Raw genomic sequence first — 24,629 nt, forward strand, 5'->3', positions numbered from 1 at the left:
TTCATGACGCCAATTAACCTTGAGTTCAGAAATTAGCGTTAAGTATGGTAACAAAAAATAAGGGCATTGATATCATATCAATGCCCTTATTATTTTCGCTATTTACTCTGATGGCCGGTTAATTTAACGGGTACATTCTTCTAGTAAATATGCTAAATGGCGGTATGAAATACCACTGTGTTGGGTTAAGCCTACCTCACACATTCTGTTGGCGTAGTAACCTTCTTTAGTTTCAGCAGGAATAAGCTTTTTAATGTTACGCAATGCGCTGGCATTAATTTCAGGCTTATAAAGCCCTTTCTCACCAGCATAACCACAACAAGTAATGTCTGCTGGTAACACGACGTGGTTAGCACACGCATCAGCAATTGCCTGTTGTTTAGGTTCTAATTTCATCTTACGGGCACTACAGCCTTGGTGTAAAGTGACATTAGATTTCTTGGTTATGGTCATCTTAGGTAGCATCTCGTCGTGCATAAACTCGACTAAATCGGTTATTTTGACCTTAGGATTACCGGTTAAGGTACGATAAGTACAAGACAAGGCATCAACAATAATAGGCACCTTGCCATTATCAGACTGTTTACTCAGAGCATCAATCAGTTCATCACGCTTAGCATCGGCGTTTTTAAAATCACCTTTTGATTCCCACATCTGACCGCAACATAAATGGCGAGTGTTTTCTGGGATGATCACATTGTAGCCAGCCCGTTCGAGCAAAGTGATAACGACTTCAGGTAAGGTGCGGTTATCAGGATCTTTTGGTGTTGGACCAAAGGTTCTGCCACCGCATGCTGGGAAGTATAAAACTGTTTTCTGACCCGGTTTGTGAGCCGATGGTTTTGTGACTTTACCGCCTTTAGGGAAGTCAGGGTTCCAATATGGCACTTCTTTGGAAATCAAGCGTCCAGCTTTCATCAAGGAGTTAGTAATGCTATCGCCGGTTATTTTGTGCACAATGCCTAAAATATCGAAACCTGTACTGATCACTTGGTTTACTGCGCCAAAATGTTTGGCTTGGAAGTCGAGTACTTTTTGCTCTGTGGTCGTGATGTAGGGGGTACGCAGTTTACGTACTAACTGACCCATACTGTTATCAACTGGGCAGGCAATAGTACATAACTGACATGCTGCACACGTATCAACAACATCATATTTAGCACTGGCACGCATTTCGGCTGCGGCTTTTTTATCACCAGATTGCTCTAAACGTTCAATTTCACGTAGTACCGCAATTCGTTGTCGTGGAGAGAAGTTGAGTGCCGAAGTCGGACATGTTTTCTCGCAAAAACCACACTCAATACATTTGTCGACGAAATCATCAACAATAGGGCAAGGTTTGATGTTTTTAACATGTACCAAGCTATCATCGTTAAGGATAACTCCTGGATTTAACAGTTTACTTGGGTCGAATATTTGTTTGATTTGCTTCATTAACGTGTAAGCGTCAGTACCCCATTCCATTTCAACAAACGGGGCTACAGCGCGACCGGTACCATGTTCTGCTTTCATCGAACCGTCGTACTTATTGATCACCATGTCAGCGACATCTTTCATAAAGCCTTGGAAGCGATTGATGTCATCTTGTGAGGCAAATGTAGGCGTGATAATAAAGTGGAAGTTACCGGCTAAGGCATGGCCATAAATTACCCCTTCAGGGTAACCGTGCTTATGGAACAAGGCGGTTAAGTCTGACGCTGCACTGGCTAAATGCTGTAATTCGAATGCTACATCTTCAATAATGACGGATGTACCTTTTGGCCTTGCACCGCCAATAATAGGGAATAAACCTGAGCGCATTGCCCAATACTGGCCAAATACCACTGGATCATTACTAAATTCTGTTGGGCGTTCGGTGTCAATATGGGCAATTTTTTGAATAACATCTTCAGTGTATTTCACTAATGTTTGTGGATCATTAGCGCGACACTCAATCAATAAAATAGCCGAACCTTCAGGTAAATCACTTAACCACTTCGGCATACCGGTTTTTCCGGTAACCGACTTAATTGATGCCCAGTCAAGCAATTCTGCTGCGGCAACACTATCGCCTTTAATAGGGGGAACCGCTCTGGCGGCATCTTCCATATTAAAAAATACTGCCATGGCAGAAGCCTTAAATTGCGCTTCTTCAACTGTGTGATAAGTCACTTCATTAACAAACGCGAGTGTACCTTCCGAGCCAACAATTAAGTGATTAATTAAATCGAATGGGTCACTAAAATCCACCAGTGCATTAATGCTGTAACCCGTGGTATTTTTAATTGAGAACTTCTTACGGATTCTGGCTGATAAGGTTGGATTGTTCTGTGTGAGCTGTGCTAAATCGGTTAATGCTCTAAGTAACATTGAATGCGATTGACTAAATGCTGCTTTAGAATCTGGGCAACCCGTATCGAGTTCAGTCCCATCGGCGAACATTAACTTAGCAGATTTAATTGTTTGATAACTGTTTTGAGCTGTACCACAACACATGCCAGATGCGTTGTTTGCTACCATACCCGCAATTTGAGCCGAGGCTAATGTTGCTGGATCTGGGCCAATTTTTTTATTGAAGGGTTTTAATGCCATGTTGGCATCAGAACCAATGACTGCAGCACCTAGAGTGATCGATGTTTTATCTTCACTAATGTCTATGTTTCTAAAACCATCATGACCCAAAATAAGTAAAATGCCTTCACCAATAGCCTGGCCAGACAAACTGGTGCCCGCGGCGCGGAAGGTCACTGGGACATTATGTGCATTGGCAATATTGAGGGTTATTTTAACTTGTTCTGGAGTATCAGCATGTACCACAATTTCAGGTACAATCCGAAAATAACTGGCATCTGTAGACCAAGCAAAACGACGCACTGGATCGTTAGATACGGCCTGGCTTCCCAGTTGTGACGTTAACGTGTCCATCACTACTTGATAATTAATCGTCATAATATGCTCTCTTAATATTTGAATATACAGCAGGAATAGTGTGCCTGCTGTATTGTTATCGTTAGAATAGAAGCCACTTTACAGTGAATTAAAATCCACCCCAGAGAACGGCAATGGTACCTGCGACTAAGGCATATCCAATTGCGATAGGCATTGTTTTACGAATAATTTCAGATTCACGTCCAGCCATACCCACAACTGTAGCAGCAGCAACAACGTTCATGACACACATCATGTTACCCGCATTTGCCCCAATACCTTGAAGTGCGAGTGCGATGGCGTGATTCATACCAATGTTGTCGGCAACAGAATACTGTAGGCCTGAAAACATCATGTTTGAGAAGGTTGCAGAACCAGACAAAAAGGCACCAAAAATACCGACGATAGGCGAAACCCAAGCCCACACTGAGCCCATGCTATTCGCCAATAAGTCTGCTAAGGCCACAGGCATTGAAGCCAGACCAGCACCATTTTCACCTGAGTTAAGGAATATTTTCACCATAGGTACAGATGCACCGAGTGAAATAATAGTAGGCAACATCGATTTGCACGATACGGTAATTGATTGCTTCATCGTGGCAGGTTTCATTTTAAATAACATAAAACCGAATAAACAGACGACGACAAAGAAAATACCAGGCGCATACAAGGTTGCAAAACCTGCTTTAAGCTCAGTACCTAATAAACCCGTCCAACTGATATTAAAGCCGAGTAACCAGGTTTTAAATGGAACAACCACGCGAGATAAAACTAACAACGCGGCCATAATGATGTATGGAGACCAAGCGGCAATTTGTGAAAATTTAACCGGTGTTTGGTTTAGGGCTATTTCTTCATCTGATTTATGATCGTTTTCGCTGAAGTCACACCAAGGTTTTGCCGGCAGTAACCAGCCTTTTCTAGCGACAGGGATAACTAACGCCATGCCCACAAGAGCACCAATAACGGATGGGAATTCAGGGCCTGCAAAATAGTTAATTAACCATGCTGGTATCGTAAAGGCGAAACCTGCAAATATGGCGAATTTCCAAACTTGTAAGCCTTCTTTGATTGATTTGTTTCGACCAAAAAAGCCAGTTAACACACACACCATCACTAACGGAATTAATGTACCCGTAAATAAGTCAATGGTGATCATATGTTTAGCGATAAACTGTGCGTAACCTGCAAAAGTGCCGCCATGTTCAGCAATTTGCGTTGCTGCCATGTTAACGCCGCCTTCAGTTAGACCTTGTTCCATCCCAAATAGAACTGGTAAGCCAATAGCGCCAAATGATACCGATGTTGAATCCGCAATCAAGGCGACTACTGCAGCTGCAATAGGAGGAATACCGAGTAACACTAGCAGCGGTGCACCGATTGCTGCAGGTGTGCCAAAGCCAGCTGAACCTTCAATAAACGAACCAAACAACCAACAAATAATAATGACCTGAACACGTGCATCGGCACTAATGTTAGTAAAGCCTGAACGAATAGTGTCCATGGCGCCAGAATATTTAAGGGTATTTAATAAAAACACCGCGCCAAAAATAATGGTTAGCGGTGTTAGTGCAGCAAGAAGACCTTCAACAACCGAAGCGGCAAGAAGTTGTGTATCCATTTGCCATATAAACATTGCTACAAGGCCTGTAGCAACCATTGATATGGGCATTGCTTTCGACGCTGGTAAGCGCATAAGCACCAAAAATACCATTACGCTAATAATGGGGGTTAAGCTTGCTAGTATCTGTAATATTGTCATGCATACCTCGAATCACTATAAGTGGGTATTGAATTGTTATTATTTGTTAGCATTTGGCTAACTAGGGCGTAATAGACGTTATTTAGGTGTTAAGGATGTTGATCGAGATCATCTAATACACGAGAAAGTGTAATCGTCGACAGAACTGTGAGGCGAGTCAGTATGAGGTTATTAAGTGCGTGTTTGAGATCACGCTTTTTAAGGATGCAACAGGTCATATAGAGTAAACCAAACGAGTTTTCGATTGGCTTTACAATATAATTAATTAGTATTTGGTAATGTGAAGAAGCTCACTGGAAAGGGAGGTAGGCTGTGACTTAGATCAAACTGTTAGAAAAGTTTACTGCCCCAGCCTAATTTATTGCGCAATACGTGAAAATAATTATGTCCTTTGGGATGAATAAGTCTTAGGCGTTCATTTGAACGCCGAATTAAGATTTCATCACCAGGTAATACCGCTAAATGGACGTGGCCATCACAACTGACCTCAAGGTTTTCACCGTTATCAGGTGACACGACTAATTTAATCGTGCTGCATGCATCGACGACTATAGGGCGGCAAGACAAGGTGTGCGGGAACATAGGCACTAAAATCAGAGCTTGTAGATTAGGGGTTAAAATTGACCCACCTGCTGATAATGAATATGCCGTAGAACCTGTTGGTGTCGAGACAATCATGCCATCTGCGCGTTGGCTATACATAAATTGGTCGTCAATATACACTTCAAACTGGATCATATGAGCAATTTTGCCCGGATGGAGCACAGCTTCATTCACCGCGGTATTACTTGCGGTTATTTTTCCGTGGCGATGAACTTCAGCCTCGAGTAAAAAACGGTTTTCGGTTTCAAATTCGCCGCCAAGTACTTTGGATAAAGCTTCTTCGAAATTATCAGGTGGCAAATCGGTTAAAAAGCCTAAATTACCTCGGTTTACCCCAATAACCGCCACGTTGAAACGTGCTAATACCCTTGCAGCACCCAGCATATTACCATCACCGCCAACGACGATAGCTAGATCACAATGCTCACCCATTTCAAGTAGGTCCATTGAACAAACATCAGGCCCTAGCTCTGAAGATACTCGTCCTTCAACGATAACTTTAAAGCCCTGTATGCTCAACCAATGATGCAATCGGGTTAACGTTAGGTTAGTCCCTTGATGATGTGGTTTGCCGATGAGTCCGATAGTCTGGAACAATTTAGTCATATTCGCGTTTGTTATGCCTTTAGGCCTTGAAACATAAGAATTGATCCCCATAATATACTCAAACTTATTAGAAGTGTGAGATTTGCTGTTAATTTTCAGCAAATGGCCACTTTATTTATTGTCGTAGAATACGAAATAACGCATTTATGAGCTGGAGCGAACATGAGCAACGAATCGAACAATACATCGCAAGATCAAGTAGAAGATCAAATTACTTCTGAAGTCGCGGCTGATGAAGTTAGTTTGATGGATGAATTAACCCAAGCAAATTTTCGTATTGAAGAATTAGAGCAACTACTGGCTGAATCTGAAGCTGCGTTAGCTGAGCGTAAAGATGTTGAAATGCGCGCAGCAGCAGAAACACAGAACATCCGAACTCGCGCGGCAAAAGATGTCGAGCAAGCGCGTAAGTTTGCCTTAGAGAAGTTTGCTAACGAACTGTTACCTGTCATCGATAATATGGAACGTGCCTTACAGGGAACCAATCCTGAAGATGAAGCGACCAAGGCGATTTATGAAGGTGTTGACCTGACAATGAAAGGCTTTTTAACGTCAGTGGCTAAGTTCGGCGTAACCCAAGTTAATCCTCAGGGTCAAGCATTTAACCCAGAACATCATCAAGCTATCGGTATGCAGCCTAGTGCTGAGTTTCCAGCTAACACTGTGATGATGGTCATGCAGAAAGGGTATTTACTGAACGATCGTTTATTGCGACCTGCTATGGTGATGGTATCTCAAGGCGGTGCAAGTGTGGATGTTGAAGCTTAACGTTTAAGCCGATACAAGGTCGAAAGACTGAATCAATAGACACAAAAAAGGACTGAATTTTCAGTCCTTTTTTATTAGCATCATCAGCGAGTCATGCTCATAGCACACGTAACCGCCGTTAAACCTTAGGCCATAAAGGCTTGGATTTGGGCTAAAATACCTGCTGCATCGAGTTGCAGATCTGCGATTATCTCATCTGGCGCACCGTGCTCAATAAACTCATCAGGTAAGCCAATTTGTAACACGGGTTTCACAATCCGCATTTTATGTAATGCTTCAATCACTCCTGAGCCTGCACCACCCATAATCGCATTTTCTTCTATCGTCACAATAACATCATGGCTGTTGGCGAGTTGTTCAAGCAAGCTTAGATCCAGTGGTTTAACAAAGCGCATATCAGCAACCGTGGCATCCAGCTTTTCAGCCGCATCAGTCGCTGCTTCAAGTGTGGTACCAAAGTTCACAATCGCAATTTTTTGACCTTGGCGGGTTAATACCCCTTTACCGATAGGCAATGCCATCATACTTTCTACTTGTTCTGCACCTGTGGCAAAACCGCGTGGATATCGCACCGCCGTAGGACCATCTTGGTAACAATACCCGGTATAGAGCATTTGGCGACATTCATTTTCATCTGATGGCGCCATAATGATCATATTCGGAATACAGCGCATAAAGCTTAAATCGAATGCACCTTGATGGGTAGGGCCATCGGCTCCCACAATACCGCCGCGATCAATAGCAAATAATACCGGTAAACGTTGCAAAGCTACGTCGTGAATAAGTTGATCGTATCCGCGCTGCAGGAAGGTCGAATATATGGCGACCACAGGCTTTAGTCCTGCACAGGCAAATCCTGCGGATAAGGTGACCGCATGTTGCTCGGCAATCGCAGCATCAAAATATTGGCTTGGGAAGCGTTGTGAAAACTCAACCATGCCAGAACCTTCGCGCATAGCAGGAGTGATAGCCACTAATTTCTCGTCTGTGGCAGCCATGTCGCATAACCATTTACCAAACACTTGTGAAAACGTAGGTAAACCAGGTTTAGTGGTCGGTTTCTTAAACTGGCTTGGATCAAATTTAGGCACTGCGTGCCAGCCGATAGGATCTTTTTCAGCAGGTTCATAACCACGACCTTTTTTAGTCATGATATGCAGTATCTGTGGACCTTTGAGGTTACGCATATTACGCATGGTTTCAACGAGCGAATCGACATCGTGACCATCTATAGGGCCAATATAATTAAACCCTAGTTCTTCAAATAGCGTTGCAGGCACAACCATGCCTTTAAGGTGTTCTTCAGTACGCTTAGCCATTTCTTTAATGACTGGCATCCCTTTAAGGACCTTTTTACTGTTCTCTCTAATGGTGGTATAAAAACGTCCTGACATCAGTTGTGCTAAGTGGTTATTCAGTGCACCAACGTTTTCAGAAATCGACATTTCGTTGTCATTAAGTACCACCAGCATGTCATTGTGCAAGTCGCCCGCATGATTAAGGGCTTCAAACACCATACCGCCTGTCATGGCGCCATCACCAATGACGGCAACCACTTTACGACCCACAGCTTCTTTTTCAGCAGCGATCGCCATACCTAATGCTGCACTCACGGAAGTGCCTGAGTGGCCTACGCTAAAGGTATCGTATGGGCTTTCTTCACGCCATGGGAAAGGATGCAAGCCATTTTTTTGGCGAATGGTGTGCATCTGTTCGCGACGATCAGTGAGTATTTTGTGTGGATAAGCTTGATGGCCTACGTCCCAAATTAATCGATCGAATGGGGTATTGTAGACGTAATGAAGTGCCACAGTTAATTCAACTGTGCCTAAGCCAGAAGCGAAATGTCCGCTAGAAATACCAACAGACTGAAGTAAGAACTGTCTGAGTTCATCAGACACTTGTGGAAGTAAACCTTGAGGTAACTTCCTCAATTCTTCTGGTGTATTAGCTTTTGCTAGTACTGGGAATTTAGAAATATCGAAGCTCATAGCGAGATTGTCTGACTCTTTATTATAATCTTCGCTCAATAATGTAGTGGGCGAAGTCTGCAATTAACTGGCTATTGTATGGTAATTTAGTCAGCGCTGATAGTGCATCTTGTATTAGTTGTTCTGCACAGGCTTTGGCACCATCGAGACCGAGTAGTTTCGGAAAAGTGCTTTTATTCGATTGCTGATCGCTGCCTTGGGGTTTTCCTAGCTCTTCAGTGCTTGCGGTGATATCTAAAATATCATCCTGAACTTGAAAAGCTAATCCAAGCGTGTGAGCGTATTTCATCATGAGTTGATAGTGCTCATCGGGTATGTCTGCAGCAATCAACGCGAGCTCTACGGCACAAGTAATCAACGCACCGGTTTTTTTATTATGTAATTCGGTTAATCTTTCTATATTGATACTGTGATCGGTAGCACTAAGATCAATTGCTTGTCCACCACACATGCCCTGGTACCCAGAGGCTTTGGCAAGTGCTCTCACCATGGCGATTTGCTGTTTTGGGTGTAAGTCATTGCTCGGGGCGGTGATAATTTCAAACGCTAATGTTTGAAGTGCGTCTCCAGCAAGAATTGCAGTGGCTTCATTAAAGGCAACATGTACCGTGGGTTGACCACGACGAAGTGCGTCGTTATCCATAGCCGGTAAGTCATCATGTATTAAAGAATATGCATGAATACATTCAATGGCTGCGGCAGCTTTATCCAAGGCATTGATATTGACACCCAGCATATCACCGACACTGTAGACCAAAAATGGTCTAATGCGTTTACCGCCTAATAATGCCCCATGCAGCATGGCCGCTTTTAAATCTGGGGCGGCATCATCAAGCAAAGTTAAATGCTCGTTAAGAGTAACATTAACGCGCTTTTGGTATGTTGTTATCGCTTCAGCTAACACGTATCAAGACCTATTATTTAATACACACTCTGTGACGATTATTCACTTTCAACAGTGAATGGCACAAATTCAGCATCATCTTCATTTAGTAATATAGAGACTTTTTGCTGTGCTTGTTCAAGTTTTGCTTGGCTTTGTCTGACTAACTTAATACCACGCTCAAATTGTTTAAGCGCGTCATCCAGAGACACTTCGCCTTGCTCTAAATGAGCAACAATGGTTTCAAGTTCAGTTAATGATTGTTCAAAACTGAGGTTTTCTGGTTTTTTTGCCACAATTAATATTCCTTTCATTACGCGAGTGACAAGGTATATCAGCCCAGCGTATCGGTCAAATACAGTCGCTGGATATTTGCTCAACAGCACGCTTTGTTATTGAATTTTGTTTAGAATGTGCAAAAACAAGCTAAACTTGAGCCGAGTTTGTCCGATAACAAGTCATAATTTAAAATTGATAGCATAAAATAGTATTGAAACTGTTGCTGTAATACATAACGATGGGCAATATAGTTAAGCAACAATATGCCCCGTTGTTCAAGTTATACAGTATGTGCTCACAGCACGATAAAGCGGCACAAATAGGCAGCGCAATGACTGCGATTGAGGAGAGGTTGTGGATTTAGCTACCCTAATAGGTATTATTGGTGCTTTTGCATTTATTATTGGTGCGATGGTGACTAGTGGTGGTATCGGATTATTTATCGATGTACCGTCAATTTTGATTGTTGTTGCTGGCTCATTATTTGTTGTGATGATGAAATTTAACCTAAAACAATTTTTAGGTTCGATAAAGATTGGCATGAAAGCCTTCATGTTCAAATTAGACAAACCTGAAGATTTAATCGAACAAGCTGTCACCATGGCTGATGCAGCCCGTAAAGGGGGCTTCTTAGCATTAGAAGAGGCGGTTATAACTAACAGCTTTATGCAGAAAGCTGTCGATATGTTGGTTGATGGCCATGATGGCGATGTCGTGCGTAATGCGCTAGAAAAAGACATTACCTTGACAGAAGAGCGGCATAAAACCGGTATTGGCATTTTTAAAGCCATGGGTGATGTTGCCCCAGCAATGGGAATGATTGGTACACTTGTCGGCTTGGTGGCGATGTTATCTAACATGGATGATCCTAAATCCATTGGGCCATCAATGGCGGTCGCTTTGCTAACGACTCTTTATGGCGCAGTGATCGCCAACATGATCGCTATCCCAATGGCGGATAAATTATCATTACGTATGAACGAAGAATTGCTTAATCGTAATCTTATTATGGATGCGGTATTAGCTATTCAAGATGGACAAAATCCACGGGTGATCGAAGGCTTCCTGAAGAATTATTTGGCTGAAAAATTAAGAAAAATCGATACAACGGACGGAGAGTAACTCATGGCTAAGGCCAAGTGTGATTGTCCACCAGCAGGCGCCCCCATGTGGCTTGCCACCTTTGCAGACTTAATGTCATTGCTTATGTGCTTCTTCGTGTTGTTATTAGCGTTCTCTGAAATGGACGTGATGAAATTTAAGCAAATTGCCGGTTCAATGAAGTATGCATTTGGGGTGCAAAACAAAGTTGAAGTAAAAGATATCCCCAAAGGCACCTCTGTTATTGCATTGGAATTTCGCCCTGGTCGACCCGATCCCACGCCTATTGAGATCATTAATCAACAGACTAATGAAATGACTCAACCGACCATAGAATATCAGGCCGGCGAAGATGACAATGCAGGTGGAACCCAAAAACAAAGCGGTGAACAGCGTGGCGGTAATGCCGCAGCAACAGCGCAGCAAGAAGCTGAAGCAGTTAAAAAAGATGCTGCATCTTCACAAGAAAATATTAACGAGCAAGTTAAGAAAATGGCTGAAAAGCTTAATGAAGAAATCGTCGATGGTGCGATTGAAATTGAGTCTTTAGGTCAGCAAATTATTATCCGTATTCGTGAAAAAGGCTCGTTTGCATCTGGTTCTGGCTTTTTACAACCTAAGTTCAAACCCATAGTGCGATCGATTGGTGAATTATTAAAAGATGTTCCCGGCGTGATTACGGTATCCGGTCACACTGACGGGGCCGACATTAGTAATGAGCTGTACAGTTCAAACTGGGAGCTATCAAGTCAACGTGCTGTTTCCGTAGCTCATGAGTTAAGAAAAGTCCCCGGCTTTGATGAGACACGAATGAAAGTGGTTGGAGAGGCATCTAATCGGCCATTAGTGGCTAATGATTCTAATGAGAATAGAGCAAGAAATCGTCGCGTTGAAATTTCTATCGAGCAAGGTAAGCCTAAAGAGTCGAATGAAATTGTAGTCTCGCAATAGTAACAACTCATCAGTTTACATCATTATTAGCGCAGTCTATGAAGGTTAAATAGATTGCGCTTTTTTGTGTCAAAAATGTGCTTTAACAGCCGTTTCATTTACAAAAAACAGATAAAAAAGTGAATATGTTTGGTTAATAGACATCATTTGGTATAATTGGCAGATTATTGCATAAGTTATGCTATTTACTGGATTATCTACACATCTAGCAAATAGATCTGTGTTGTTTTTTAATTTATTATCAAGGCATTACTGTCCTTTTTACTTAGCAAAACCGAGTGTGGTGCTATTTGATGGTGATACCTGTGGAACCCTGATGAAGTTTATTGTAAAGCTGTACCCTGAAATCATGATGAAGAGCAAGTCTGTAAGAGTGCGCTTTACTAAGATGCTCGAAACCAATATCCGTAATGTACTAAAAAACGTCGATGAAGGTGCCAAAGTTCTGCGTCAATACGATCGTATTGTAGTCAAGGTACCAATTGATAAACCGGAATTGTGTGATGCATTTGCAGACCGATTATCTTGCATTCCAGGTATTGCTCACATCGTACAGGTCAGTGAATACAGCTTTGATTCTATTGATCATATTTACCAGCAAACATTACCAATATACCGTGACGAAATTGCCGGTAAAACATTTTGTGTTCGCGTAAAACGTTCTGGTAAGCATGATTTTAATTCAATTGATGTTGAGCGATATGTGGGTGGCGGATTAAATCAGCATACGGATGCACTAGGGGTAAAACTTAAAAATCCAGATGTGACCGTTAATCTTGAAATCGATCAAGATAAGCTTTACATGGTCGAACGCCGTATAGAAGGTCTGGGTGGTTTCCCAATGGCAACTCAAGAAGATGTGTTGTCGCTTATTTCGGGTGGTTTCGATTCTGGTGTATCAAGTTTTCAGTTTATTAAGAAAGGTGCGCGTACTCATTATTGTTTCTTTAATCTAGGTGGCGCTCAGCACGAGATAGGTGTTAAGCAGGTGGCTTATCATTTATGGAAAAAATATGGTGAGTCGCATAAAGTACGTTTTATCTCTGTGCCATTTGAGCCTGTTGTTGAAGAGATTCTTGAGCGTATTGATAATGGTCAAATGGGTGTAGTACTTAAGCGTGTAATGATGCGAGCAGCTACTCGAATCGCTGATAAATTTGGTATTCAAGCCTTAGTTACCGGAGAAAGCTTAGGACAAGTTTCTAGCCAAACACTGACTAACTTAAATGTGATTGATCGGAGTACTGAGTTACTGATTTTACGTCCGCTGATCACAATGGATAAACAAGATATTATTAATCAGAGCCGTATTATTGGCACTGAAGATTTTGCGAAGTCGATTCCTGAGTATTGTGGGGTTATTTCACAAAAGCCTACGGTTAAAGCGATATTGTCTAAGGTTGAAGCCGAAGAGATGAAATTCTCCGAAGACTTAATCGAACGGGTGGTTGCATCTGCTGTCGTGATGGATATTCGTGATATAGAGGCTGAAATGAATCAACAAGTTACCGAGACCGAAACGGTTAACAATGTGGCATCAGGTGAGATCATCATTGATGTTCGCGCTCCAGAAGAAGAAGAGCGAAGCCCATTATTGATCGATAATGTGATGATTAAAGCGATTCCATTCTTTAAATTAGCGACACAATTTGCTGACTTAGATAAGTCTAAAACGTATTTATTGTATTGTGACCGTGGGGTTATGAGTAAATTGCAGGCTTTATACCTTGTTGAGCAAGGCTATACGAACGTTAAAGTGTATCGCCCTTAACCACAGGAGCGGTTTGCGCGTGTGTTGGCCGCTTTTATCTGTATGAGTATTTAGGTCATAGCAAGTTGAATCAGCATACTTTTTAAGTTTGCATGTAACAGACGTAAAAAAACCGCATTGAATGCGGTTTTTTTTATTGTTTGGATAACAGGCTAAATCACAATCGTATTAGTTTGCTTGGACCACTTGTGAAGTTTTTTGTTGTTGTTCATTGTCAGCAACAAGAATGCTGTTAACATCGTTATTAATATCGATTTGCATGGCTTCAATACTTTGCGATAGTTCAGCATGTAAATCGGCCATATCGATAGGTTCTAGTTCAGTTGCTTGGGCTGTTGATAATCCGATGATGGATGTCAGCGCAACTGCAAACAGAGTATTTAGGTTGAACATAGGGGTGAGCCTCCAGGCTAATGAATCACATTTGGCGGACCATCCCAGTTACGTCGTAGAGAGTGTCCAACGGTATTTTTAATGCTGCTAATTTAACCAAACACAGTGTTCTTTACAAACGACAAAAAATAACCATAATCATTAGAAAAACTAATTATAAACCGAGAGATTGATCACTATGTCTAGACGATTACCTCCTTTGAATGCAGTTAAAGCATTTGAAGCTGCAGCAAGACATTTGAGCTTTACCCGCGCTGCAGAAGAGTTGTTTGTCACTCAAGCTGCTGTGAGTCATCAAATTAAGGCGTTAGAAGATTTTTTAGGGCTAAAGCTGTTTAGACGTAAAAATAGATCATTATTGTTAACAGAAGAGGGCCAAAGCTATTTTCTGGACATTAAAGATATTTTTATTGAGCTAGGAGAAGCGACAAATCGCTTGCTTGCTCGTAGTGCCGTCGGTTCGTTAACTGTGAGTATGTCACCGAGTTTTGCTATCCAATGGTTAGTGCCGCGTTTAGCTAAATTTAGTGAAAAAAATCCTGATATTGATGTGCGTATCAAAGCGGTAGACAGTGATGCAAGTTCGTTAACTGATGATGTTGATGTCGCTATTTATTATGGTCAAGGAAATTGGCCGGGTTTACGTGCAGACAAATTGCGTAATGAAGTGCTTATTCCGGTATGTTCGCCACTCTTACTCAATGGTCCTAAGCCACTAACCCTACCGAGCGATTTGAAGTTTCATACCCTACTGCACGACTCTAACCGTCAGGATTGGCAGGCATGGTTTAGGCAATGTGGCGTGACAGATATTAATGTCAATCAAGGGCCGATATTTAGCCATTCTTCATTGGTATTGCAAGCTGCAGCGCATGGCCAAGGGGTTGCTTTAGGTTATAGCGTACTTGCTCGTCCAGACATTAAAGCGGGGCGCTTAGTGTGTCCGTTTTCTGAAGTATTGGTTAGCAAAGATGCCTATTACTTAGTCTGCCAACAAAACCATTCTGAAATAGGCAAAATTTCAGCCTTTAGAGAGTGGATGGTGGACATGTTTGCAGAGGAGTCTCGAAGTGAGCTGCTTACCGGATAATACCAGGATGTTGGCCCACGACTCCCTATTACAAGGCCCTAAAAGTGATACTTTGATTGTTTTTGCTCATGGTGCGGGTGCCAATATGCATCATGAGTATATGGCGACGATGACGGATAAGTTAATCGCGCAAGGCTATCAAGTGTATCGATTTAATTTTTTGTATATGCAAGCCAATATGCAAGATGGAAAACGACGTCCGCCTGATAGAGCGCCTAAACTCCTCGCGCACTATGAACAAGTGCTACAGGATATTAAGCAAAAAATCGCCCTTGGTCAGATCAACTGTCAGCGAATCATCCTTGTGGGTAAGTCTATGGGCGGGCGGATGTCAGCGACATTGACCAGTACCGATTATCAACGACAACAGCCCGGACTTGATGATGTCATGAGTAAAGTGGCAGCCATAGTCTGTTTAGGTTACCCGTTTATTCCCCTCAAAGGTGGCGAACCGCGTCTTGATCCTATTGTGCATAATGCTCTACCGATGTTAATTGTGCAGGGTGAGCGAGATAAGTTTGGCGATGTTCAGCAAGTGCCTACATGGACGTTAGGCGAGCATACTCAAGTGTGTTGGATTGGTGATGGTGATCATAGTTTGCAACCGCGAAAATCGTCAGGTTTTACCCTCGAGGGCAATCTTAATCATGCTATTGAGTACATTCGGCAGTTTATTTCGCAATTAGGCTAATGCTTAAGTGCTATATGCTGTGTCTATTATGCTGATATCGGTATCAACGCCAGTAGCAACTTAATTACAGCTCTGATACTCATGGTGATGGCTTAAGTCTCGAAAATGAGCTTGCTTCGGTAGTATGATGGATGATTAGTTTATGTTGTATGAGGTTAAGTAAGATGAATAAAGGTCTATTACTCTTTGCCACTTTTAGTGGTTTTCTGGCCGTAGCACTGGGGGCTTTTGCTGCTCACGGACTTAAAACTATCGCCCCACCAGAGCTGGTGAACATTTTTAAACTCGGGGTCGACTATCAGTTTTATCATACCTTCGGATTGATTGCATTGGCTTTTTCTGCCCATTGGATCCCATCTAAGTTGATCAATTGGGCTGCTTATAGCTTTATTGCTGGGATAATATTTTTTTCAGGTTCGTTATACCTTTATGCTTTTACGGGCGCTAAATGGATTGGTCCAATTACGCCAATCGGAGGATTATGCTTCCTAGTCGGCTGGTTGTTATTTGCCGCGGCAATTTGGCATACAAAATCGCCTGAATAATGGCTTGGGTAAATTCTCCCACCTCGAGTATTTTTGGGTATAATGGCGGGATTATTATCTCGCGGTTATGCGAATATCCTTACGCTAAGGCTCCAAATGAAAAACCTATTCCTATTTTGTCGCTCAGGCTATGAAAAAGATTGTGCGGCAGAAATTCAACAACGTGCTGCAGAATTAAACGTCGGTGGCTTTGTAAAAACAAATCTCAACGATGCTTATGTTATCTATCAATGTTTTGATGATAATGGTGCCGATACGTTAGCCAAGGATTTAGCGCTTAGTTCATTAGTGTTTGCGCGACAAATGTTTGCTGCCGGTGAGTTGTTGACTGATTTACCTGAACAAGATCGCGTTGGGCCGATTGTGGCTTCACTTGCCCAATTGTCAAAGTGTGGCGAGCTGCGTGTTGAAACACCTGATACAAATGAAGCTAAAGAATTATCGGCATTTTGTCGTAAATTGACCGTACCGCTTCGCCAAGGGCTAAAAAAGAGTGGCGCATTGCTCAATGCTGAAAATGACCGTCGTCCAATTATTCATGTGTGTTTCATTGGACCTGGTAAAGCGTATGCGGGTTATTCCTTAAGCCATAATAGTTCACCACATTTTATGGGGATCCCGCGCTTAAGAATGGCTACGGATGCGCCGAGTCGCTCAAGCCTTAAGTTAGATGAAGCCTTCGGTGCTTTTTTAACCAAAGAAGAACAAGAAACTCGCTGTCGCAGTGGCCTAAATGCGGTTGACTTAGGGGCTTGCCCTGGTGGTTGGACCTACCAATTAGTTCGCCGTGGCATGATGGTTGCGGCCATTGACAATGGTCCTATGGATCCAAAATTGATGGAAACCGGCCAAGTGAAGCATTACCGTGCCGATGGCTTTCGTTTTGAGCCGCCACGTAAAAATATTTATTGGTTAGTGTGTGACATGGTTGAAAAGCCTGCTCGTGTTGCTGAGTTAATGGAAGCATGGGCAATTAATGGCTGGTTTAAAGAAGCTATTTTTAATCTTAAATTACCAATGAAGAGCCGCTATAAAGAAGTAAGCACTATCTTAGAAACCATGGCCACCATTTTAACTGAAAATGAAATCGATTTTAAAATGCAGTGTAAACACCTTTACCATGATCGTGATGAAGTGACGGTACATTTATGGATTTTCCCTGAAAAGGGTGTGAGCTACGCATAAGCATGCAATAGTATCGCAAACAAAAAGCCCCTTATGCAGTAGTGCATAAGGGGCTTTTTGGTGAATGGCTGAGCAGATTAATCGCTGATGAGCTGAATAAACCGTCAGCCGTACGCTTAGTCCTAGACTAAACGATCCAGTACTGCTTGAGTAAAATCGGTCGTGCCGTGAGTACCGCCTAAATCGCGAGTCGTACGATCGCCTTCTTCTATCACTGCCGATACTGCACTGCGGATCATTTCAGCTTTATCAGACATGCCTAGGTATTCTAGCATTTGAATCGAGGCTAAAATAACGGATGTAGGATTGGCTAAGTTTTTGCCTGCAATATCAGGAGCACTGCCGTGTACCGCTTCAAAAATCGCAGCATCACGACCAATATTTGCGCCCGGTGCCATGCCTAAACCGCCCACTAGACCTGCACATAGGTCTGACAAGATGTCACCAAATAGGTTTGTCGTCACGATAACATCAAAGTTTTCAGGATTCATAACCAGTTTCATGCAAGTAGCATCAACAATCATTTCTTCAGTGGTAATGTCTGGGTAACGTAAGCTCACTTCACGTGCCACTTTCAAGAATAAACCTGAGGTTGATTTCATGATGTTAGCTTTATGAACGATAGTCACTTTTTTACGATTTTCTTTACGTGCAAGCTCGTAAGCAAAGGTGGTGATTTGTTCTGCGCCTTGACGGGTAATAATACTCGTCGCTTCTGCAGTTTGACCATCATCAGAGATTTTTTGTCCTAAACCTGAGTACATACCTTCAGTGTTTTCACGCACGGTAATAATATCAATGTTTTCATAACGCGCTTGAGTGCCTTTAAATGAAATCACAGGGCGCACGTTGGCATAAAGGGCAAACTTCTTACGTAAGCTCACATTAATAGAGGTAAAACCTTCTCCCACAGGAGTGGTTAACGGACCTTTAAGAGTAATCCGGTTTTTCTCGATAAGATCTAAAGTACGTTGTGGTACTAATTCACCGTGCTTTTCTAACGCCGTTAACCCTGCATCTGCAAATTCATATTCAAAGTTACATCCTGCTTTGTCGAGGATTTTTAATGCTGAATCGATAATGCTTGGGCCAATCCCATCACCTGGGATCACGGTTATTGTACGTTTTGACATGAATAGTCCTTCCACGGTTGTGGTTACTGCAATTGATAGACCGTATACATGACACGGCTAGGTGACGATAAAAAGCGTCGTTTTTCTGCGGCGTATTTTAACGACTTTTAATGTTTATTTACAGAAAATAGTGAGTATTATCACATTAATTCCGTTATTTTTAAGTCAATTCTAATTTGATTGTTTTACTATGAACCTTTATTACAAATTGTTTACGTGTAAAGCATCTCAAGGCTGAATGATGTTGGTCGGTTTATGTTTTATTGTCGTGCATTAGCTTATTCGGTGAGCTTTTTTTATATAGACGACCTTGGTCGAATGCAATGCGTTAAATCGATTACAGACTGCTTAAGTCAACTGTTGACTCGTTAAGATTAAAGATGATCTATTTACGAGCCCATTACGATAATCTGTTCCAGTTATGGACTATGGGAACTATTAGAGGAAAACTGTGAAATTATTTAATTTAATTCCATTGGCAGTCTGTCTGTCATTGAGCGCCCATGCGGCGCCCCAACGTGCATTGTCTCTCGATGACATTATGCATTTTGAAACCCTTCAGCAGCCGGTTATTTCTGATAATGGCGCAGTGATTGCTGTACAGGCTACTCCTGATAGAGGCGATAGTCGTGCATTAATTCGTTTTAGTGATAATCGTAAACAATATGAAATTGCCAATGGCACCAATGTCCAAGTCAGTGCTGATGGTAAATTTGTTGTAGCGACAATTGAAGCGAGCTTATTTGACCGAGAAACGAAAAAGAAAGACGACTTGCCTCATCAAGTGGTGTTACTGAACACCGAAAATGGCAAGCAGCAGCAATTTGATAAGGTCGACTCCGCAGTATTTAGCGATGACGGTCATTTTCTGGTGTTAAAGTTTGACGTGGCTAAAGCTGAATCAACAGAGACTAAAACAACATCTCCAGCAGCTCAGTCCGGTTCATCAGCGCTTGAAGCGAGTATTGTTGAACATAGCGCCAAGACTGATTCTGCTCAGCCTCAAACTGAAAAAGCCGATAAAGGCGCTGATATTCAGCTGATTAATTTAGCCACTGACCAACAAACATTATTATCGAATGTGACTCAATTTGCCTTTGATAAAGTTGCACAACATTTGGTTGCGGTAGTCAACCAAGATGATAGTCAACTACACCAAGTCGTGTTAGTCACGCTCGATAATCAACAACAGCGTCCGCTTTACAGCAGTAAAAATGAACATATTGAAGCATTAGCTATCAGCGACAATGGCCAATATGTTGCGGTAACTAAAGGCATGGCAAGTGCTTTACGTTATGGTCGAGAGCATAATTTGTTGTTACTCGATGTACAAAATAATCAACAACAGCAGTTTGCTCCGACCAAGAAGTGGACATATAACCAATATTCAAGCTTACAGTTTTCAAAAGATGGTCAGCGTTTATTTGTTGGCCGAGTGCCAACAGTAGGGCAGCAAGCTGAATTAGCTGATTATCAAAATCCAAATGATGTCTTTAATCCTGAGATTATTACCGCCAAAAAACAGCTACGTATTTGGCATGGTGATGATGCCAAAATTAAGCCTCAAGAAGTTAAAGAATATGAGCAAGAATTAAAACGCACTTATCTAGCGGTTTTACACCTGGACTCAAATAAGGTTGTCCAATTAGCAGACCAAGTTGTGCCTGATGTGACCTATGGCGAACAAGCACGTTTCTTGTTAGCCAGCTCAGATGTGCCATATCAGAAGATGGTGACTTGGGCAGGCTTTTATCGCGATGTCTATTTAGTGGACGTTAACAACGGTAACAAAACGCTAGTGTTAACTCAGCAACCCAGTGATGCGATGCCGACGTTATCACCCAATGCCAAGTTCTTAGCTTATTACCAACAAGGTAACGTATTTTTATTTGATGTTGCCTCTCAGCGTCGGGTTAATTTAAGCGCAACTATTGCGACTCCTTTTGCTGATGAAGACCATGATTATCCCAGCGCAGCTCCCGGTTACGGCTTTGGTCCTTGGTTGGCCGACGATAGTGCGATAACGGTATATGACAAATATGATGTCTGGCAGTTTAATACTGCATCAAAACAAGGCTTTATGTTGACCAATGGGGAAGGGCGTAAACAGAAAACTCAATTTAGGCTAGTCGGCCTAGTCAAAAAAGATGAATTATTACCTGCGGTCGTTAACAATGCTGAGACTGTGTTGTTGCAAGGCTATAATCATCTATCAAAAGCGGATGGTTTTTTTAGCGCTAAAATCGGCGTGGCTGGTGTGAGTCGTTTAACTGAAAGTAATAGCAAATTAACCTTACTGGCTAGAGCGAATAAAGCCGCTGCAGTGGTATTTACAAAGCAGCGCTATGACTTATATCCAGACTTGTATGTTGCCGATAATACCTCACCACAGAAAGCCGTTCAGTTAACCACGCTTGATAAACAACGAGAACCATTTAACTGGGGCAATGCAGAATTAGTCCATTGGCGAGATGGCGATGGTGTCAAAATGGACGGGGTATTAATTAAACCAGCAAATTATCAAGCAGGCAAACAGTATCCCACGCTGGTGTATTTTTACCGCTTTATGAGTGACAGGTTATATGCTTTTCCTGATATGAAGCTCAACCACCGACCAAATTTTGCATGGTATGCAGACAATGGTTACGCTATTTTCTTACCCGATATCCGTTTTGAAATTGGTTATCCAGGCATTTCGTCAGTAAAAGCATTGACTGCAGGAGTACAAAAGCTAATTGAAATGGGCGTGACTGATCCAGATGCCGTGGGTATTCAGGGGCATTCATGGGGTGGGTATCAAAGCGCTTTTGCGGTAACACAAACCAATATCTTTAAAGCGGTTGTTACTGGTGCACCAGTGTCGAATATGACCAGTGCTTATAGTGGTATTCGTCATGGGTCAGGCTTAGCAAGACAGTTTCAATACGAAACTGGCCAGAGCCGAATCGGAGAAAGTTTATTTGCTGCGCCGCAAAAATACATAGAAAACTCGCCTATTTTTTATGTAGACCGTATTCAAACTCCAATGATGATCATGTTTGGTGATAAAGATGATGCTGTGCCTTGGGAACAAGGCGTTGAGTTATATCTGGCTATGCGCCGCGCAGGGAAGGATGTGGTGTTTTTACAATATCAAGATGAGCCACACCATTTGAAAAAGTATCCTAATAAGCTTGATTACAGTATTAAGATGAAGCAGTACTTTGATCATTATTTGAAAGGCACACCTGCTCCAGATTGGCTGCGCCAAGGCGAATCTTATCAGGAGTACAAAAAAGCAGATTAATGTTATAAGCTATTGCGGATGAACAAAAAGGCCCTAACTGTTTCGGTTAGGGCCTTTTTGCTGAATTTATTGATTGTCGAAAGTATTATTGCGGGGCTTTACCTGCGATAGGTAGATCAAAATATTGTTGCTGAGTATCTTGTCCCCATGCCACTAAAAGATTATCTCTGAACAACAATGGCGTACATTCTTCTTTAGTGGTTTCGCCATCTGACTTTACATGATGGGTGCGGTAATACATCACTTGATATTGACCATCAACACCCGTTTTAGCTTCGACAAAATCTGCGCTGCCTAGTAAGGTTCGGATCTCATCAAGACTTTGGCCAAAGTGAATGTCACTCATTTTTTGTAAATTAAATGCTTGGCGATCGTCCCAAGCTCGGTCTTCTGGTTGAGGTTCATAAACAAAAATGACGACAGCGACAAACAACAAATAGGCTGTGAAAATGCCACCTATGATATAGCTTACTTTTGAGTTCATAATGCGTTTAATCCGTTATGCTATGAAGATCGTTTTTATTATTGGATGATTTATTATTACACTAGTTTGATATTGGTTTAGTTCTAAATTGTTTCAAATTAATATTCAACGGGATATTGCATTGTAACTGCGCTAATTTGTAGCTAATGCGGGCGATTTCTTTTCCTTCCGCTAACTTAAGTGCTTGTTTGGCGCCAAGGTTGTCTAGCGAACGATATAAATTAGCTAAGGTTCTGAACTTGTTGAGCAAGTCGGCTGCTGATTTTGGACCTATCCCCATAATGCCGGGAATTTTATTACCACTGTCTCCGGCCAATGCAATAAAGTCGAGCATTTGATATTGCTCTATTCCGAGTTTTTTCCCATATTCTGCAACATCAAAAAACTGTTGATTAAAGTGATCCCATAAGGTGAGATTTTTGCTGGGTAATTGACTAAAGCCTTTGTCGGTTGACACTATGATAACCTCACCACTGTTACTGATCATCTTCATCGCGAGAGTTGCGATGACATCGTCAGCTTCTGATGGCGCATCGAAAGAGTTAATGTCTTGCTCGGCTAAAGTCGCTTTGATATTTACCAGGCCATCACTTAATGCTGTTGGCATTGGTTTGCGACCTTTTTTATAATCGTTATACAGTGTTTTGCGCCAAGAGGGCTCATTGCCGTCCCAGACAACAATACAATGCGTGGGTTGATGCTGTAGCAACATTTTTTTAGATGCGGCCAGCACACGTTCTTGTACGCTGGCTATATCGTTTTCATCTGGCAACACCGCATGAATACGGCGCACCAGATTAAGTCCATCGATAATGAGTAATTTATTCATTGGTTTTTATTATGTTGTAGCAGGGCACGTAAGCACTTCCTGGCAGTTTCATTCGTTGTTGTTTAACAAAAGCGTTTAATAGCTTATCCATCATCAGCATGAGTTTAGGATCACCTTTAATCTTAAAGGGGCCGAACTGTTGGATCAACTTGATTGTGTCACCTTTTACGTTACCGGCAACAATTCCTGAAAATGCTTTACGCAAGTTGGCGGCAAGTTCTGCTTTGTTATCTTGAAAGTAGAGATTTAAATTTGCCATAACCTCATGGGTTGGTGCAAAGGGTAATTGAAATTCGGGTTCAATTTTTAATGACCATTGATATTGGTAAGCATCACATTTTTGTTTGCGATAGGCTTTGACTTGCTCCATACCTTGTTTCATTATTTGAGCCACTTTGACGGGATCATCAATAATAATTTGATATTTGCTTTGTGCTTCAATGCCTAACGTGGCACCAATAAATTCATCAATAACAGTAAAGTAGTCAGCACTTTCAGCTGGTCCCGTTAGCACCAGTGGAAAACATGAATCGCTATTGTCTTTATTTAATAAGATACCCAGAAAATAGAGTAATTCTTCTGCCGTTCCGGCTCCGCCAGGAAAAATAACAATCCCATGGCCTAAACGAACAAAGGCTTCGAGGCGTTTTTCGATGTCGGGTAAAATGACCAATTCATTGACGATTTGATTGGGTGGTTCAGCGGCAATAATACTTGGCTCGGTTAAACCGATATAGCGGGCGTTGTGTACTCTTTGTTTGGCATGTGCAATAGCGGCACCTTTCATTGGGCCTTCCATTGCGCCTGGTCCGCAACCGGTACAAATATCTAATCGGCGTAGCCCCAGTTGGTAACCCACATCACGTGTATATTGATGCTCAACTGCGTTGATACTGTGTCCTCCCCAACAGACCACAACATTAGGATCTTTCATTGGTGAGATTGCCTGAGCATTGCGTAAAATATCAAACACTACATTAGTAATGTGAGTCGCATTGCTTAAATCTATGTGTTTTAAATTCTCGTATTTATTGCTGATATAAATAATATCGCGCAGCACAGCAAATAAGTGCTCTTGAATACCAGTGATAATTTCACCGTCGACGAAGGCTTTCATCGGCGGATCAATGAGCTCAATCTGTATGCCTCTTTCGCGTTGTAATATATTGATGCTGAAGGATTCGTAACGATGAAATAGTGCTTCAGAGCTATCGCTGATGAGGCCTGAAGCTAATACTGCTAGTGAGCAGTTTCGGTATAATTGATAAAGGTCGCTTTTTGCACCTTGTTTTAGTCGCTCTACTTCTAATTGAGAAAGCTGATCTAGGCTACCATTTGGACTAATCTTTACTATCATAAGCAACTCCTTTG

The 24,629-nt window shown here is 42.0% G+C and carries 20 protein-coding genes; 9 read left to right on the top strand and 11 right to left on the bottom strand.

Features of this window, described 5'->3' with window-relative positions:
* Window positions 1-123: 123 nt before the first annotated feature.
* The 3 genes from H5114_RS13970 to nadK all read right to left on the bottom strand — a co-directional run bounded on the left by H5114_RS13970 (window position 124) and on the right by nadK (window position 5,878).
* A complete protein-coding gene (locus H5114_RS13970; protein ID WP_124017947.1) occupies window positions 124-2,928 on the bottom strand; it encodes an FAD-binding and (Fe-S)-binding domain-containing protein in 2,805 nt (934 codons plus the stop codon).
* A gap of 88 nt (window positions 2,929-3,016) precedes the next feature.
* Window positions 3,017-4,669 (bottom strand): L-lactate permease, encoded by a 1,653-nt coding sequence (locus H5114_RS13975; RefSeq protein WP_124017948.1) that lies wholly within the window; start codon window positions 4,667-4,669, stop codon window positions 3,017-3,019.
* A gap of 330 nt (window positions 4,670-4,999) precedes the next feature.
* Window positions 5,000-5,878 carry an NAD(+) kinase gene (gene nadK / locus H5114_RS13980; RefSeq protein ID WP_182723258.1) on the bottom strand — a complete coding sequence of 293 codons (879 nt, stop codon included), beginning with the start codon at window positions 5,876-5,878 and terminating at the stop codon, window positions 5,000-5,002.
* Between the two features lie 162 nt (window positions 5,879-6,040).
* On the opposite strand from nadK, the gene grpE reads away from it, so the two are divergent.
* Window positions 6,041-6,646 (top strand): nucleotide exchange factor GrpE, encoded by a 606-nt coding sequence (gene grpE, locus H5114_RS13985; RefSeq protein WP_124017950.1) that lies wholly within the window; start codon window positions 6,041-6,043, stop codon window positions 6,644-6,646.
* Window positions 6,647-6,771: 125 nt separating this feature from the next.
* Here grpE and dxs read toward each other — a convergent pair whose 3' ends face one another.
* Genes dxs through xseB form a run of 3 tightly spaced genes read right to left on the bottom strand, consistent with a single transcriptional unit; the run spans window position 6,772 to window position 9,816 of the window.
* Window positions 6,772-8,637 (bottom strand): 1-deoxy-D-xylulose-5-phosphate synthase, encoded by a 1,866-nt coding sequence (gene dxs, locus H5114_RS13990; protein WP_182723325.1) that lies wholly within the window; start codon window positions 8,635-8,637, stop codon window positions 6,772-6,774.
* 22 nt (window positions 8,638-8,659) lie between these two features.
* On the bottom strand, window positions 8,660-9,541 hold the full coding sequence (ispA, locus tag H5114_RS13995; protein ID WP_182698119.1) for a (2E,6E)-farnesyl diphosphate synthase: 882 nt from the start codon (window positions 9,539-9,541) through the stop codon (window positions 8,660-8,662).
* Between the two features lie 38 nt (window positions 9,542-9,579).
* Window positions 9,580-9,816 (bottom strand): exodeoxyribonuclease VII small subunit, encoded by a 237-nt coding sequence (xseB, locus tag H5114_RS14000; RefSeq protein ID WP_124017952.1) that lies wholly within the window; start codon window positions 9,814-9,816, stop codon window positions 9,580-9,582.
* 337 nt (window positions 9,817-10,153) lie between these two features.
* On the opposite strand from xseB, the gene pomA reads away from it, so the two are divergent.
* The 3 genes from pomA to thiI all read left to right on the top strand — a co-directional run bounded on the left by pomA (window position 10,154) and on the right by thiI (window position 13,622).
* Window positions 10,154-10,921: a flagellar motor protein PomA gene (pomA, locus tag H5114_RS14005; protein WP_124017953.1), complete on the top strand. Its 768-nt coding sequence runs from the start codon at window positions 10,154-10,156 to the stop codon at window positions 10,919-10,921.
* A gap of 3 nt (window positions 10,922-10,924) precedes the next feature.
* On the top strand, window positions 10,925-11,851 hold the full coding sequence (locus tag H5114_RS14010) for a flagellar motor protein MotB (RefSeq protein ID WP_124017954.1): 927 nt from the start codon (window positions 10,925-10,927) through the stop codon (window positions 11,849-11,851).
* Between the two features lie 316 nt (window positions 11,852-12,167).
* The gene (gene thiI, locus H5114_RS14015) at window positions 12,168-13,622 is read left to right on the top strand and encodes a tRNA uracil 4-sulfurtransferase ThiI (protein WP_124017955.1); all 1,455 of its coding nucleotides are present in this window, start codon (window positions 12,168-12,170) and stop codon (window positions 13,620-13,622) included.
* A 168-nt stretch (window positions 13,623-13,790) separates the two neighbouring features.
* Here thiI and H5114_RS14020 read toward each other — a convergent pair whose 3' ends face one another.
* The gene (locus H5114_RS14020) at window positions 13,791-14,015 is read right to left on the bottom strand and encodes a hypothetical protein (RefSeq protein WP_124017956.1); all 225 of its coding nucleotides are present in this window, start codon (window positions 14,013-14,015) and stop codon (window positions 13,791-13,793) included.
* A gap of 178 nt (window positions 14,016-14,193) precedes the next feature.
* On the opposite strand from H5114_RS14020, the gene H5114_RS14025 reads away from it, so the two are divergent.
* The 4 genes from H5114_RS14025 (at window position 14,194) to rlmM (ending at window position 17,526) form a co-directional block, all read left to right on the top strand.
* On the top strand, window positions 14,194-15,105 hold the full coding sequence (locus H5114_RS14025; protein WP_124017957.1) for a transcriptional regulator GcvA: 912 nt from the start codon (window positions 14,194-14,196) through the stop codon (window positions 15,103-15,105).
* On the top strand, window positions 15,086-15,796 hold the full coding sequence (locus tag H5114_RS14030; protein WP_404948355.1) for an alpha/beta fold hydrolase: 711 nt from the start codon (window positions 15,086-15,088) through the stop codon (window positions 15,794-15,796). The genes H5114_RS14025 and H5114_RS14030 overlap by 20 nt, the downstream gene beginning before the upstream one ends.
* Window positions 15,797-15,960: 164 nt before the next feature.
* Window positions 15,961-16,341 carry a DUF423 domain-containing protein gene (locus tag H5114_RS14035; protein ID WP_124017959.1) on the top strand — a complete coding sequence of 127 codons (381 nt, stop codon included), beginning with the start codon at window positions 15,961-15,963 and terminating at the stop codon, window positions 16,339-16,341.
* Window positions 16,342-16,437: 96 nt separating this feature from the next.
* Window positions 16,438-17,526, top strand: a complete 1,089-nt coding sequence (rlmM, locus tag H5114_RS14040; protein WP_124017960.1) for a 23S rRNA (cytidine(2498)-2'-O)-methyltransferase RlmM — start codon at window positions 16,438-16,440, stop codon at window positions 17,524-17,526.
* A gap of 122 nt (window positions 17,527-17,648) precedes the next feature.
* Here the strand turns inward: rlmM and H5114_RS14045 are convergent, their stop codons facing one another.
* Window positions 17,649-18,659 (bottom strand): isocitrate dehydrogenase, encoded by a 1,011-nt coding sequence (locus H5114_RS14045; protein ID WP_124017961.1) that lies wholly within the window; start codon window positions 18,657-18,659, stop codon window positions 17,649-17,651.
* A 451-nt stretch (window positions 18,660-19,110) separates the two neighbouring features.
* Here H5114_RS14045 and H5114_RS14050 point away from each other — a divergent pair, with 451 nt between their 5' ends.
* Window positions 19,111-21,945: a prolyl oligopeptidase family serine peptidase gene (locus H5114_RS14050; protein ID WP_182698117.1), complete on the top strand. Its 2,835-nt coding sequence runs from the start codon at window positions 19,111-19,113 to the stop codon at window positions 21,943-21,945.
* A gap of 85 nt (window positions 21,946-22,030) precedes the next feature.
* Here H5114_RS14050 and H5114_RS14055 read toward each other — a convergent pair whose 3' ends face one another.
* From H5114_RS14055 to ppnN, 3 genes are all read right to left on the bottom strand, one after another.
* Window positions 22,031-22,429, bottom strand: coding sequence for a DUF3192 domain-containing protein (locus H5114_RS14055; protein ID WP_124017963.1), 399 nt, complete (start codon window positions 22,427-22,429; stop codon window positions 22,031-22,033).
* A 61-nt stretch (window positions 22,430-22,490) separates the two neighbouring features.
* Window positions 22,491-23,258: a flap endonuclease Xni gene (gene xni / locus H5114_RS14060; protein WP_182723259.1), complete on the bottom strand. Its 768-nt coding sequence runs from the start codon at window positions 23,256-23,258 to the stop codon at window positions 22,491-22,493.
* On the bottom strand, window positions 23,251-24,615 hold the full coding sequence (gene ppnN, locus H5114_RS14065) for a nucleotide 5'-monophosphate nucleosidase PpnN (RefSeq protein WP_182723260.1): 1,365 nt from the start codon (window positions 24,613-24,615) through the stop codon (window positions 23,251-23,253). Before ppnN ends, xni begins: the two co-directional genes overlap by 8 nt.
* Window positions 24,616-24,629: the final 14 nt, after the last annotated feature.

This window comes from Shewanella sp. SR43-8, assembly GCF_014163775.1.
In the GTDB taxonomy this organism is placed as follows: Bacteria; Pseudomonadota; Gammaproteobacteria; order Enterobacterales; family Shewanellaceae; genus Shewanella; species Shewanella vesiculosa.

Coding starts and splice junctions, on each gene's coding strand:
- H5114_RS13970 (WP_124017947.1), bottom strand. CDS start 2,928: ATGACGATTAATTATCAAGTAGTGATGGACACGTTAACGTCACAACTG.
- H5114_RS13975 (WP_124017948.1), bottom strand. CDS start 4,669: ATGACAATATTACAGATACTAGCAAGCTTAACCCCCATTATTAGCGTA.
- nadK (WP_182723258.1), bottom strand. CDS start 5,878: ATGACTAAATTGTTCCAGACTATCGGACTCATCGGCAAACCACATCAT.
- grpE (WP_124017950.1), top strand. CDS start 6,041: ATGAGCAACGAATCGAACAATACATCGCAAGATCAAGTAGAAGATCAA.
- dxs (WP_182723325.1), bottom strand. CDS start 8,637: ATGAGCTTCGATATTTCTAAATTCCCAGTACTAGCAAAAGCTAATACA.
- H5114_RS14010 (WP_124017954.1), top strand. CDS start 10,925: ATGGCTAAGGCCAAGTGTGATTGTCCACCAGCAGGCGCCCCCATGTGG.
- thiI (WP_124017955.1), top strand. CDS start 12,168: ATGAAGTTTATTGTAAAGCTGTACCCTGAAATCATGATGAAGAGCAAG.
- H5114_RS14020 (WP_124017956.1), bottom strand. CDS start 14,015: ATGTTCAACCTAAATACTCTGTTTGCAGTTGCGCTGACATCCATCATC.
- H5114_RS14025 (WP_124017957.1), top strand. CDS start 14,194: ATGTCTAGACGATTACCTCCTTTGAATGCAGTTAAAGCATTTGAAGCT.
- H5114_RS14035 (WP_124017959.1), top strand. CDS start 15,961: ATGAATAAAGGTCTATTACTCTTTGCCACTTTTAGTGGTTTTCTGGCC.
- rlmM (WP_124017960.1), top strand. CDS start 16,438: ATGAAAAACCTATTCCTATTTTGTCGCTCAGGCTATGAAAAAGATTGT.
- H5114_RS14045 (WP_124017961.1), bottom strand. CDS start 18,659: ATGTCAAAACGTACAATAACCGTGATCCCAGGTGATGGGATTGGCCCA.
- H5114_RS14055 (WP_124017963.1), bottom strand. CDS start 22,429: ATGAACTCAAAAGTAAGCTATATCATAGGTGGCATTTTCACAGCCTAT.
- xni (WP_182723259.1), bottom strand. CDS start 23,258: ATGAATAAATTACTCATTATCGATGGACTTAATCTGGTGCGCCGTATT.
- ppnN (WP_182723260.1), bottom strand. CDS start 24,615: ATGATAGTAAAGATTAGTCCAAATGGTAGCCTAGATCAGCTTTCTCAA.